The sequence below is a fragment of the Priestia sp. ST2 genome (genome assembly GCF_055810735.1).
This window is the reverse complement of record NZ_JBVVNT010000008.1, coordinates 15,944-28,808: the sequence shown is the minus strand read 5'-3', so window position 1 is coordinate 28,808 and position 12,865 is coordinate 15,944. Positions and strand designations below refer to the sequence as shown.

The 12,865-nt window shown below is 39.0% G+C and carries 10 protein-coding genes; 2 read left to right on the top strand and 8 right to left on the bottom strand.

What is annotated here, in order from left to right; all coding sequences use genetic code 11:
- Positions 1 to 157: 157 nt before the first annotated feature.
- From gatB to gatC, 3 genes are read right to left on the bottom strand one after another with little or no spacing between them, the layout of a single operon-like run.
- Positions 158 to 1,588 (bottom strand): Asp-tRNA(Asn)/Glu-tRNA(Gln) amidotransferase subunit GatB, encoded by a 1,431-nt coding sequence (gatB, locus tag AC0KUU_RS25685; protein ID WP_013055057.1) that lies wholly within the window; start codon positions 1,586 to 1,588, stop codon positions 158 to 160.
- A gap of 14 nt (positions 1,589 to 1,602) precedes the next feature.
- Positions 1,603 to 3,060 carry an Asp-tRNA(Asn)/Glu-tRNA(Gln) amidotransferase subunit GatA gene (gene gatA, locus AC0KUU_RS25680; protein WP_013055056.1) on the bottom strand — a complete coding sequence of 486 codons (1,458 nt, stop codon included), beginning with the start codon at positions 3,058 to 3,060 and terminating at the stop codon, positions 1,603 to 1,605.
- 16 nt (positions 3,061 to 3,076) lie between these two features.
- Positions 3,077 to 3,367, bottom strand: coding sequence for an Asp-tRNA(Asn)/Glu-tRNA(Gln) amidotransferase subunit GatC (gene gatC / locus AC0KUU_RS25675; RefSeq protein WP_322551671.1), 291 nt, complete (start codon positions 3,365 to 3,367; stop codon positions 3,077 to 3,079).
- Between the two features lie 365 nt (positions 3,368 to 3,732).
- On the opposite strand from gatC, the gene AC0KUU_RS25670 reads away from it, so the two are divergent.
- Entirely contained in the window at positions 3,733 to 4,218 is a 486-nt protein-coding gene (locus AC0KUU_RS25670; RefSeq protein WP_043975804.1) for a DUF3920 family protein, read from the top strand.
- A gap of 55 nt (positions 4,219 to 4,273) precedes the next feature.
- Here AC0KUU_RS25670 and AC0KUU_RS25665 read toward each other — a convergent pair whose 3' ends face one another.
- Genes AC0KUU_RS25665 through pcrB form a run of 4 tightly spaced genes read right to left on the bottom strand, consistent with a single transcriptional unit; the run spans position 4,274 to position 10,484 of the window.
- The gene (locus tag AC0KUU_RS25665) at positions 4,274 to 5,467 is read right to left on the bottom strand and encodes a CamS family sex pheromone protein (protein WP_014461929.1); all 1,194 of its coding nucleotides are present in this window, start codon (positions 5,465 to 5,467) and stop codon (positions 4,274 to 4,276) included.
- Positions 5,468 to 5,480: 13 nt separating this feature from the next.
- The gene (gene ligA, locus AC0KUU_RS25660; RefSeq protein ID WP_043975807.1) at positions 5,481 to 7,487 is read right to left on the bottom strand and encodes an NAD-dependent DNA ligase LigA; all 2,007 of its coding nucleotides are present in this window, start codon (positions 7,485 to 7,487) and stop codon (positions 5,481 to 5,483) included.
- Positions 7,488 to 7,507: 20 nt separating this feature from the next.
- Entirely contained in the window at positions 7,508 to 9,757 is a 2,250-nt protein-coding gene (gene pcrA, locus AC0KUU_RS25655; RefSeq protein ID WP_013081449.1) for a DNA helicase PcrA, read from the bottom strand.
- A 28-nt stretch (positions 9,758 to 9,785) separates the two neighbouring features.
- Entirely contained in the window at positions 9,786 to 10,484 is a 699-nt protein-coding gene (pcrB, locus tag AC0KUU_RS25650; RefSeq protein ID WP_016762776.1) for a heptaprenylglyceryl phosphate synthase, read from the bottom strand.
- Between the two features lie 512 nt (positions 10,485 to 10,996).
- Here pcrB and AC0KUU_RS25645 point away from each other — a divergent pair.
- Entirely contained in the window at positions 10,997 to 12,379 is a 1,383-nt protein-coding gene (locus AC0KUU_RS25645; protein WP_043975810.1) for a glycine--tRNA ligase, read from the top strand.
- Between the two features lie 37 nt (positions 12,380 to 12,416).
- Here AC0KUU_RS25645 and AC0KUU_RS25640 read toward each other — a convergent pair whose 3' ends face one another.
- The gene (locus AC0KUU_RS25640; protein WP_013081447.1) at positions 12,417 to 12,722 is read right to left on the bottom strand and encodes a YerC/YecD family TrpR-related protein; all 306 of its coding nucleotides are present in this window, start codon (positions 12,720 to 12,722) and stop codon (positions 12,417 to 12,419) included.
- Positions 12,723 to 12,865 lie beyond the last annotated feature (143 nt).

Here is a 12,865-nt window from a genome sequence, read left to right as displayed (position 1 = left end):
CATCATCAACAAGAGGGGGCATGAACAAACATATTATAAAGAAATTAACCTTGATATACAATATTCACGTTTCGGTTTTTATTCATACCTTCAGCGCGATCGCCCTTACTCATAATAAATGTGAGATGGATATCCACCTCACATTTAGTTATCAAATTTAGCGTTTATTAATTTCTTCTAAAAGAATTTTATTAACCATCGGTGGGTTCGCTTGGCCTTTTGAGGCTTTCATAATTTGACCAACTAAGAAGCCAATTGCACGATCCTTACCGTTTTTGAAATCTTCAATAGATTGAGGGTTTGCATCTAATGCATCTGTTACGAATTTACGTAAAGTTGCATCATCAGAAATTTGTACAAGACCTTTTTCTTTTACAATTTTCTTTGCATCTCCGCCATTTTCAATTAATTCTTTGAATACTTTTTTCGCAATTTTAGACGAAATTGTACCTTCTTGAATTAATTGAATCATACCAGCTAGACCTTCAGGTGTTAAGGCTACATCTGAAAGTTCTTTTTGGTTTGAGTTTAAGTAAGCAGAAACTTCACCCATTAACCAGTTAGAAGATAGCTTCGCATCTCCGCCCGCAGCAAGCGTTGCTTCAAAGAAATCAGACATTTCTTTTGTTAGCGTTAATACCATTGCATCATAAGCAGGTAAGCCAAGCTCTTCTACATAGCGCTTTTTACGAGCATCTGGAAGTTCAGGAATCGAAGCACGAACACGTTCTTTCCACTCTTCGTCGATGTGTAATTCTAATAAGTCAGGCTCTGGGAAGTAGCGGTAGTCGTCAGATCCTTCTTTTACACGCATTAGAATTGTTTCGCCCGTAGACTCGTCAAAACGGCGTGTTTCTTGCTCGATTAAGCCACCAGACAATAACACTTTTTCTTGACGAATTTCTTCGTGTTCAAGACCGCGGCGCACATAGTTAAATGAGTTTAAGTTCTTTAACTCAGCTTTTGTACCGAACTCTTCTTGTCCAACTGGACGTAAAGAAATATTGGCATCACAGCGAAGTGAACCTTCTTCCATTTTACAATCAGATACGCCTGTATATTGAATAATTGATTTTAATTTTTCTAAATAAGCATATGCTTCTTCAGGAGAACGCATATCTGCTTCTGATACAATCTCAATTAGAGGTGTACCTTGACGGTTGAAGTCTACTAGTGAATAGCCATCGCCTGTATGCGTTAGCTTACCAGCATCTTCTTCTAAATGAAGTCGGTTGATACGAATACGCTTCGTTTCACCTTTAACTTCTACTTCAATCCAACCGTTCTCGCCAATTGGTTTATCAAATTGAGAGATTTGATAAGCTTTTGGGTTATCCGGATAGAAATAGTTTTTACGGTCAAACTTTGTATCTGTTGCGATTTCACAGTTTAGCGCAAGCGCTGCTTTCATTGCAAAATCAACTGCTTCTTTGTTTAACACAGGTAATACGCCAGGATAACCTAAGTCAATTACACTTGTGTTAGCATTTGGAGCCGCACCAAATGCGTTTGGACTTGCTGAGAAAATTTTAGATTTTGTCTTAAGCTCAACGTGTACTTCAAGACCAATAATCGTTTCAAAGTTCATCTTTATCTCACCCCTTACAGTGCTGGTTTCGCTTTATGATGCTCAGTTGCTTGTTCGAATGCATGAGCAACACGATAGATTGTGCTTTCGTCGAAATGCTTACCGATAATTTGTAACCCTAATGGCAATCCATTTGATAAGCCGCAAGGCACAGAAATACCAGGTACTCCAGCAAGGTTTACTGGGATTGTTAAAATATCGTTTGCATACATTGTTAATGGATCATCTGTTTTCTCACCAATTTTGAATGATGGAGTTGGCGTAGTTGGCCCAATGATAACGTCATAGTTTTCAAATACAGACTCAAAGTCTTGCTTGATTAACGTACGTACTTGCTGTGCTTTTTTGTAGTAAGCATCATAATAACCAGAGCTTAACGCAAATGTTCCAAGCATGATACGGCGTTTTACTTCGTTTCCAAAGCCTTCGCTTCGAGACTGCTTGTACATTTCGATTAAGTTCTCAGCATTATCTGTACGATATCCGTAGCGAACGCCGTCAAAACGAGATAAGTTAGCAGACGCTTCAGAAGAAGATAATAGATAATACGTAGCTAATGCGTATTTAGAGTGTGGAAGTGATACTTCTTCCCAAGTTGCGCCTAGTCCTTCTAACACTTTTAGTGCATCTAAAACAGACTGGCGAGCTTCTTCGCCTACACCTTCGCCTAAGTATTCTTTTGGAACAGCAATTTTAAGACCTTTTACGTCACCTGTTAAAGCAGATACATAATCCGGTACATCAACATTAGCAGAAGTAGAATCCATTGGGTCTACGCCTGAAATTGCTTGAAGTAAGTATGCATTATCTTCAACAGAATTTGTGATTGGTCCGATTTGATCTAAAGAAGATGCAAATGCCACTAATCCGTAACGAGATACGCGACCATACGTTGGTTTTAATCCGACAACACCGCAATAAGCAGCTGGCTGACGAATTGAACCACCTGTATCAGAACCTAAAGAAAACGGAACTTCTCCTGCTGCTACAGCTGCAGCTGAACCACCGCTAGATCCACCTGGTACGTAATCTAAATTCCATGGGTTGCGCGTTAACTGAAGACCTGAGTTTTCAGTTGAAGAACCCATTGCGAATTCATCCATATTTAATTTACCGATTGTTACCGCTTCAGCTGCCTGCAATTTTTGAACAACTGTTGCATCATAAATCGGATCAAAGTTTGCTAGAATTTTACTAGAGCAAGTTGTACGCAAATCTTTTGTGACAATATTATCTTTTACACCGATTGGCATACCAAATAATAGGCCAAATTCATCTTTTGTTTGTAGTGCTTCATCTAGCTCTTTTGCATAAGCACGAGCATTGTCTTCATTAAGCGCTAAGAACGCACCTACTTTATCATCTACTTCATTAATACGTTTATATGATTCGTCTACTAAATCTTGTACACGTACTTCTTTCTTGTGTAAAAGGCTATGTAGTTCTGAAAGTTTACGATCGAATAAAGACATCGTAAAGCCTCCTTCCTTATTCTAAAATAGTTGGCACTCGAATGTAGCCATCCTTGTGGTCTGGCGCATTTTTTACTACGTCTTCAATTGGTAAACCTTGAGCTGGCTTATCTTCACGCATTACGTTTTTCATATCCAATACGTGAGAAGTTGGTTTTACATTTGTAGTATCTAACTCATCTAATTGTTCTGCATATGTAATAATAGCATCTAATTGTTTTGTAAATAGTTCTGCTTCGTCATCCGTCACCGCAAGTCTCGCTAAGTTTGCAACGTGTTTTACTTGATCAACAGAAATTCTTGACATGTTCCTTCACCTCCGAATATTCGTCCCACTACAATATACTGATAATACCAAACTTCACTAGCAACAGGCAACATTTCTGAGACTAGTTCCTAAAATATTAAAAACCCCGCCAGGCAAGACAGGGCTTACATTTATCACTTCTATTTTATACCAAATCTATTTCATTCAAACAACATTCCATACTTTTCCTTCGTCATAAAATATTTCTCTCTTGCATAGGTATAAAATAACCTTCTTTTTAGAAAAGATAGATAGAAAGAGAAACATGCTTCAGATGAACACACCACCATGTTTTAATTTCACTAGTCTTTGGGAAAGTAAAGAAAACGAATAACTACTTTACCGTAAAAGAGGTGCTATAAAAATTGAATAAAATACTTATACAGTCAGTCATCCACCAGCGCCCTGTGTATCAGCAAAGCGGAAGATGGTTTGTATTAGATGAAGAATTCAAGTGGGATTTGCCCACCTTGCAAAAAGATGTTTTTGCTTGTTTAAATAAAGCCTTTCATATTCCTATCATTTTTTGTGATTCATGCGAAGCCAATAAAATTGTCTCTGCTCTTGGAGAAGAAGAAGCAGAATACCTGCAGTTTGCATCAGGCGTTTACTGGCGAGAAGTCGGCATTATATTTATTTTTAAATTTGATGACTATCTTCCGCTTATTGAAACGATCTTTCACGAGCTGCGCCACTATATTCAAGATCACATCCCTTATTATCAGAAAGAATTTGAGCTGGATAAAAAGCGCCCGTATGAAGAGCGGACAACCGAACAAGATGCGTTTGCATTTGCTGCTTATTATCTTGCTAAGTTTACGAGACAAAATTCTCACGCCATTTCTTCATAGGAGGCAATTTCATAGAATTGAAAAAAGACACTGCTTGAGCAGTGTCTTTTTTTGCTTACTCTTCGTAAATATGAACGAACGGCTTGTCTTCATCTGCTTTTCTAACAATGAGCGCTTCCGGTCCGCTTACTGAGTTAATAGAGATACTCGTTTCCATATATGAAGGGAAATGATCAAGCATTAAACCAGCAACGTACTGAGTAAATCCTACAATTTCACCTTTTCCGTAAAATTGTACGGGAATATCAATCGTCATTTTTTGAAGCTGTCCATCTTTGTAATACCCTTTCCCTACTACGCTTGTAAAGTTCGGGAAATAGTCTTCGATTTGCGCTTTAAACTCATCAAATTTCATCGCATCATCTCGGTGATCTTTTGTTGCATCTGATGATGGGAATAAATAATATTGCTCGTCTAAATTATCCCAGCTGCCAACGGCCGTATCATTTGAACCTGCATTTCCGACAGCTATAAAGTTACCCGGTGTTAAAGAGGACTTAGCACTTTGTTTGAATAATGCTACTCGAACTGGCACATTTTCTAAGCCTTTGATGTTGCGCATACGCTTAACAATCTCATCTGCCATTTGCTTTCCTTGGGCTTCAATCTCTTTATTTGTAAGCTTCACTTCACGAGCATAACCATTTTCTTCTGTATAATAATGAACGGAATTCATCGCCAGGCCAATTGTGACGCCTCCAAGTTTTACCTTGTCGTCTCCGTCTTGAATAAGGTAGTCTTGCTCAGTAATGTTCGCTAAGTACATTGGACTTGTTTCATTACGAGTTTTCAAATCGCCTTTTTCTGTATCGATTGGGTTTAATCCATTGTTTTTAAGCTTCTTTTTCGCCGTATCATCTTTTGTTTTGCTTTGAAGATCTTTAAACTGTTTATCGCTCAGCTTACGGCTTAACCATGAGCGAATAGTATCTTTATCAAGGTACTGGCCTTCTTGATACACATATTTTTTCGGAGAATAGCTATCTGTCGATAAGCGCATTAAGCCTGTTTCAAATTCTTGCGCATCCAAGCGGTTGTTTAAGTTTGCTGCTACTAAGCCTCTTGCCACTCCCGCTTTAAATGGAAGAATTGTTCGGTAATAATCATCTGAAATACTATACTTCGGAATAACTGCTTTTTCTTTCTTATTGTTGGTTTGTTGAACAGTCTCTTTATCGTCCGAAAGATTCGGTGCACACGCTGAAGTTACAAGCATGACCGCAAGAGAAAGTAACAATATCTTTTTCAACTACACACACCTCTTATTTATTTAATTCCGTAAGTAGCCTTGCCTCATCCCATACTTCAATTTCAAGCTCGTTAGCTTTTGTCAGTTTGGAACCAGCCTCTTCCCCTGCCACAACAAGGTCTGTCTTTTTACTTACGCTTCCTGTGACTTTACCGCCAAGTGCTTCAATTTGTGCTTTTGCATCATTGCGAGATAACTGTTCAAGCTTACCTGTTAATACAACGGTTTTACCAGCAAAAACAGAATCTACATTTTCTACACTTACAAGCTTGGGTCCTTTGTATGTAAGGTTTACTCCATACTCTTTTAATTCATGTATAAGTTCTTGAACCTCTTCTTGTGTAAAGTAAGCGACAATAGCATCAGCCATTTTGGCACCAATTTCATTAATTGCCACTAATTCATCATACGTTGCTTTTGTTAACTTGTCTATGGTTTCAAAGTGCTGAGCTAACGTCTTTGCAGCTTTTGCTCCGACATGGCGAATGCCCAAACCAAAAAGCAAACGCTCAAGCGAATTTTCTTTCGATGCTTCGATGGCTGCAATCAAATTATCAGCAGATTTCTCACCCATGCGCTCAAGCTCGATTAACTGCTGTTTTGTAAGCGTATAAATATCCGCTACGTCTTTAATTAACTGTTCGCGAAATAATTGCGATATAACTTTTTCACCAAGTCCATCAATGTTCATCGCATTGCGGGACACGAAATGAATAAGTCCTTCACGAATTTGAGCAGGACAGCTTGGATTAATGCAGCGAAGCGCAACTTCTCCTTCTAAACGCACCAGTTCACTTTCACATTCCGGGCAGTGAGTAGGCATCGTAAACTCTTGCTCTTCTCCCGTTCGCTTCTCCTCAATCACATTCACTACCTCAGGAATAATATCTCCTGCTTTTTTTACTACGACATAATCTCCGATCCGAATGTCTTTTTCACGAATCAAATCTTCATTGTGAAGAGACGCACGCTGTACCGTCGTACCTGCTACTTGAACAGGCTCCAAAATAGCTGTTGGCGTAATGACACCTGTACGGCCTACCGTCAGTTCAATATCTACAAGCTTGGTTACAACTTCTTCAGCAGGAAACTTATAAGCAATAGCCCAACGTGGACTTTTGGCCGTTGTTCCAAGCTCAGCCTGCTGATCAAATGAATCTACTTTTACAACAATGCCATCAATATCATAAGATAGTTCTGGACGTTGCGTTTGCCAGCTTTCGATGTAAGCAATCACATCATCAATGGTTTCACACGTCTGTCTTTCCTTATTTGTTTTAAAACCAAGCTCATCGAGTAAATTCAAACTTTCGCTGTGAGAGTCGATTTCTAATTCTCCTGTATCAGTCATGGCATATACAAAGATATCTAAATTACGTTTTGCCGCAATTTTAGGATCTAGCTGACGCAGTGAGCCTGCAGCTGCGTTACGCGGGTTAGCAAACGGAACTTCATCCCTTTCCATTTTTGCTTCATTAAGTGCTTCGAATGATTTTCTCGGCATAAATGCTTCTCCGCGAACTTCCATTGATAATGGTTCTTTAATTCGCAGTGGAATAGAGCGAATTGTTTTCAAGTTTTCAGTAATATTTTCACCCGTCGTACCGTCTCCGCGCGTAGCTCCCAGCACTAAGTATCCATCTTCATAGCGAAGAGATACAGCAAGGCCGTCAATTTTAAGTTCGCATACATAAGAAAACTCATCTCCAACGGCTTGGCGCACTCGGCGATCAAAATCCCGAAGGTCTTCTTCATTAAATGCATTTCCTAAACTTAGCATAGACGTTTGATGCTGAACCTTCTCAAACGCATCGAGCACTTGGCCGCCGATGCGCTGAGTAGGTGAGTCAGCTGTTTTTAATTCTGGAAATGATTCTTCTATCTCAATTAACTCATTCATTAATTTATCGTATTCTGCATCTGGAACAGATGGCTGATCTAACACATAATATTCATAGCCATATTGATTTAATAAGTCGCGTAATTCTTGAACGCGTGATTTTGCTGTCTCAAACTCCATATTCTAGCTCCTTTTCACGATTACACTTTCGTAACCGGGGCAAATTTAGCAAGCAGTCTTTTTACACCTGTAGGACTAGGAAAAGCAATGTCTAATTCTTTTGAATCTCCTTCTCCTTTTACACTTACAACTGTACCAATTCCCCATTTTTTATGCTCGGCCTTGTCTCCAACGCTCCATCCAATTGATTCACTGCCTGTTGACACAAGCTTCGTTTTTGCCACGGCCGCTTGTCGGCGCGCTGCAAAAGGCGAAGCTGAAGCCCCTGAACGACCAGCAGCAGGTTTGCGCATTGCTTCATTTAAAGATTCCACAAGCTCGCTTGGGATTTCTCCAATGAAGCGGGATTTTGGATTAACGTTTGTTTTACCAAATAGTGTGCGCATTTGAGCATTTAATAAATACAATTCTTGTTCAGCACGCGTAATCCCTACGTAGGCTAAGCGTCGTTCCTCTTCCATTTCATTATCTTCGAATAATGATCGGCTATGAGGGAATACACCTTCTTCCATACCCATTAGAAAAACAACCGGGAACTCTAGACCTTTTGCCGAGTGAAGCGTCATCAGAATCACTTGTTCGTTCTCTTCTTCTTCCTCGTCGTCAAGCTTATCGATATCAGCAACAAGTGCTAAATCGGTTAAAAATGCTACTAAGCTTTTATCTTCACTTGCTTCTTCAAACGTTTTTGTGACAGATAAAAACTCATCAATATTCTCTAAACGGCTTTGTGCTTCAATTGTTTTTTCCACTTTAAGCGCTTCACGGTATCCTGTTCTTTCTAATACTTGTTCCACAAGCTCTGTAACAGACATATAGTCTTGCATTTGAGCTAAGTTCGAAATCATCGATTGGAAATCACGAAGGGCTTTTGTTGCTTTGCCTGTTAACCCCATTAATTCTACTTCATCCAGCGCTTTGAAAATAGAAATGTCATGAACGTTTCCATAATTGGCCACTTTATCGACTGAAGTAGCTCCCACTCCGCGCTTTGGAACGTTCACAATACGAGCTAAGCTAATGTCATCATCTTGGTTGGCAATTAAGCGCAAGTACGCAAGCAAATCTTTAATCTCTTTGCGGTCGTAGAACTTAATGCCGCCGACAATTGTATAATTAATATTGGATTTTAACAGCACTTCCTCCATCACACGAGACTGTGCATTTGTACGATACAAAATGGCAAAATCACTGTATTTACGCTTTCCGCTGTCTACTGCTTCTTTAATTTTACGTGCTACAAACTGTGCCTCATCATGCTCACTCATTGCTTGGTAATGATAAATCTTCTGACCTTCATCGTTTTCCGTCCATAAGTTTTTCACTTTACGATTCATATTGTTTGCAATGACGCCGTTTGCCGCAGCCAAAATCGTTTTAGTTGAACGATAATTTTGTTCAAGCAAAATAGTTTTGGCTTTTGGGTAATCTTTTTCAAATGACAAGATATTTGTAATATCAGCCCCGCGCCAGCGGTAAATAGACTGATCTGAATCCCCTACTACGCATACATTTTCAAATCTTGCAGCTAGCAAGCGAACCAGCATATACTGTGCATGGTTTGTATCTTGATACTCGTCCACATGAATATATTGAAACTTGCGCTGATAGTAAGTTAACACTTCAGGAACTCGTTTAAATAGCTGAATCGTTGTCATAATCAAATCATCAAAATCGAGCGCTTGGTTTTTCTTTAAACGCTTTTCATACTCTTTGTAGACTTTGCTTACAACTTCTTCATACGGTCCCGCTGCTGTTTTATCAAATTCTTCCGCTACTTTTAGTTCATTTTTAGCTGAACTAATGCTTCCTAATAACGAGCGCGGATCGAATTTTTTTGGATCGATGTTTTGATCTTTTAAAATATTTTTAATAACGGACAGCTGATCCGTTGAATCTAAAATCGTAAAGTTACGATTAAAGCCAATACGATCAATATCTCTTCGTAAAATACGCACGCACATCGAGTGGAACGTTGAAATCCAGATATCTTCTGCCACTCCGCCAACGATATTTGAAACACGCTCTCTCATTTCACGAGCTGCTTTGTTTGTAAAAGTAATGGCTAAAATATTCCAAGGTGCAACTTCTTTTTCTGCCATTAAAAACGCAATTCGATGCGTTAATACACGTGTTTTCCCACTTCCTGCACCGGCCATAAGTAATAGTGGTCCGTCTGTCGTTTTAACTGCCTCTTGTTGCTGAGGGTTTAATCCTGTTAATAATTTTTCACTTAAAAAATTCACGTTTTCACCGCCTATATCGAACATATATTCTCTATTCTACTTTATTTATTTTTCACTGTGCAATATTCTTTTTTACTGCTTTTACAGTTTTTAACGCTTCCGATAAATTTGTATAAATAACATTTCCTACAATAACCGTATCGGCTAGCTCTCCCATCTCACTCGCTTGCTCTTTTGTCTCAATACCTCCGCCGTAAAATAATTTCGTCTCATTTAGTGAATTTTTCACTTCTGCCACTAATTCAGGATCTCCATACGTTCCGCTGTATTCTAGATAAAAAACGGGCAAATGAAACATGCGTTCAGCCATACGAGCATACGCTACAACGTCTTCTGCATCCAAATCTGTTTTCGCTTCCGTTAGCGCAGCTACTTTTGCTTCGGGGTTAAGTACGCAGTATCCTTCTACAAAAATTTCATCCCAGTCCATGATCTCTCCGTATTCCTTCATAGCTGCGTGATGTAAATCAACAATCCACTTTGGATCCTTGCTGTTTAAAACGGTCGGAATAAAATAAGAATCAAACCCAGGTGTTACAGAGTCAATTGTTGATACTTCAAGCGCACACGGCACCGTGTAGCGGCGAATACGCATTAACAGCTGCAGTACATTGTCTAGAGTCACTCCATCAGATCCTCCGACAAGAACCGCATCCGTGCCGGATTCGCAAATTTTCTCTAAATCTGCATCTGAAATCTCTTTATTAGGATCTAATTTAAAGACATGTCTCCACTCTTTAATATCATACATATATGTTCCTCCATTTCTTTACACTTAAAAGTTCGCGCTTGTCCATTTGTTCATTATAACAAAACTAAGGGGGTGAAATGAAAGGAAAACCGAACTTTTCATCACGTTTTTTGTTTTCAAAAAATATGTATAAAAGATATGGTTTTATCCTCAAATCCCCGAAGAAAACATCACAAAAAAAGCCCATTTTGCACAAGGTTATTGTTTCTCTGCATAGGATATGCTAATATATAGCTACTAAAATTCATATGATATACGCTGAAGGATCAATAGTACTTAAATCCTCTTCACAAAGCGAACTAGGGACGGTGGGAGCCTAGAGAATGGTTTAAGGAAAAGGCAATCTGGAGTATATACAGACGAAGGTGGATACATTTTGTATCAACCAGGGTGGAACCGCGGGAAAAACTCTCGTCCCTGGGCATATTGTTGATATGCCCAGGGACGAGAGTTTTTTTGTACCCGCTCTTTTTGTTTCGCTTGAATCACTACCATTTACAGGAGGAATTAGAATGTCAAAAACAATGGATCAAATCGTATCTCACGCTAAACACCGCGGCTTTGTATTTCAAGGATCTGAAATTTACGGCGGTCTTGCAAATACATGGGATTACGGCCCGCTTGGCGTAGAATTAAAAAACAATATTAAAAAAGCATGGTGGAAAAAATTCATTCAAGAATCTCCATACAACGTTGGTTTAGACGCTGCGATTTTAATGAATCCAAAAACATGGGAAGCTTCTGGTCACTTAGGAAACTTTAATGACCCAATGATCGACTGTAAGGATTGTAAAGCCCGTCATCGTGCCGATAAATTAATTGAAGAAAAACTTCAAGAAAAAGGCATTGAAATGATCGTAGACGGCCTTTCATTTGATGCAATGGCTGACTTAATTAAAGAACATGAAATTACATGTCCTGAGTGTGGTTCAGCTAACTTCACTGAAATTCGTCAATTTAACTTAATGTTCAAAACGCACCAAGGTGTAACTGAAACATCAACAAATGAAATTTACCTTCGTCCTGAAACAGCTCAAGGTATTTTCGTAAACTTTAAAAACGTTCAGCGCTCAATGCGTAAAAAGCTTCCGTTCGGTATCGGCCAAGTGGGTAAAAGCTTCCGTAACGAAATTACACCTGGTAACTTCACATTCCGTACGCGTGAATTTGAACAAATGGAACTTGAATTCTTCTGTAAACCAGGCACTGAATTAGAGTGGTTTAACTACTGGAAAGAAACATGTAACAAATGGCTTCTTTCTCTTGGTATGAAAGAAGAAAACGTTCGTCTTCGCGATCATGATGATGATGAACTTTCTCACTACAGTAATGCAACAACAGACTTTGAATACAAGTTCCCATTCGGCTGGGGAGAACTATGGGGCGTAGCTTCTCGTACAGACTATGACTTAAAGCAGCATATGGAACACTCTGGAGAAGACTTCCAATATGTTGATCAAGAAACAAACGAACGCTATGTACCTTACTGCATCGAGCCTTCTTTAGGCGCTGACCGTGTAACATTAGCTTATATGATTGATGCATATGAAGAAGAAACGTTAGAAGATGGCTCTTCTCGTACAGTTATGCAGCTTCACCCTGCTTTAGCACCATTTAAAGCTGCTGTATTGCCACTTTCTAAAAAGCTTTCTAACGAAGCTCGCGCTGTCTTTGAAGATTTAGCAAAATACTTTATGATTGACTATGATGATGCTGGTTCAATCGGTAAACGTTACCGTCGCCATGATGAAATCGGTACGCCGTTCTGTATTACATTCGATTTCGATTCATTAGAGGACAATCAAGTAACAATCCGTAACCGCGACACAATGGAACAAAAACGTGTAGCAATTAGCGAACTTAAAAATATCATTGAAGAAGCAACTCAATTTTAATTAAAAAATAAGCGTATGGCTGCTTCAGCCATACGCTTTACTTTTGATTTGAATCTTCTTGAAGGCGTTCTAACACCATTTGATACGCATCGCTTCCATAATTCAAGCAGCGTTTAACACGGGAAATAGTCGCTGTGCTTGCTCCAGTTTCCGTCTCAATTTTATGGTACGTGTTGCCTTCTCTCAGCATTCTTGCTACTTCTAAGCGCTGTGCTAATGATTGAATTTCATTAACTGTACATAGGTCATCAAAAAATTGATAGCATTCTTCAAGGTTTTCTAATGATAAAATCGCTTGAAATAGCTGATCTAATTCTTTTCCTCGTAGTTTGTTGATTTGCATCGTATCGAACTCCTTTATCATTGGCTTTCTTTACTGGTTGTTTCTATCTATAAAATACAGTTTCTATATTTATTTGCACATACATTCATTCTGTATGAAGACAGCCAATTTCATACAAATTTCAAATTCCTTTGATACTTTTA

Coding starts and splice junctions, on each gene's coding strand:
- gatB (WP_013055057.1), bottom strand. CDS start 1,588: ATGAACTTTGAAACGATTATTGGTCTTGAAGTACACGTTGAGCTTAAG.
- gatA (WP_013055056.1), bottom strand. CDS start 3,060: ATGTCTTTATTCGATCGTAAACTTTCAGAACTACATAGCCTTTTACAC.
- gatC (WP_322551671.1), bottom strand. CDS start 3,367: ATGTCAAGAATTTCTGTTGATCAAGTAAAACACGTTGCAAACTTAGCG.
- ligA (WP_043975807.1), bottom strand. CDS start 7,487: ATGGAGTTTGAGACAGCAAAATCACGCGTTCAAGAATTACGCGACTTA.
- pcrA (WP_013081449.1), bottom strand. CDS start 9,757: ATGTTCGATATAGGCGGTGAAAACGTGAATTTTTTAAGTGAAAAATTA.
- pcrB (WP_016762776.1), bottom strand. CDS start 10,484: ATGTATGATATTAAAGAGTGGAGACATGTCTTTAAATTAGATCCTAAT.
- AC0KUU_RS25645 (WP_043975810.1), top strand. CDS start 10,997: ATGTCAAAAACAATGGATCAAATCGTATCTCACGCTAAACACCGCGGC.
- AC0KUU_RS25640 (WP_013081447.1), bottom strand. CDS start 12,722: ATGCAAATCAACAAACTACGAGGAAAAGAATTAGATCAGCTATTTCAA.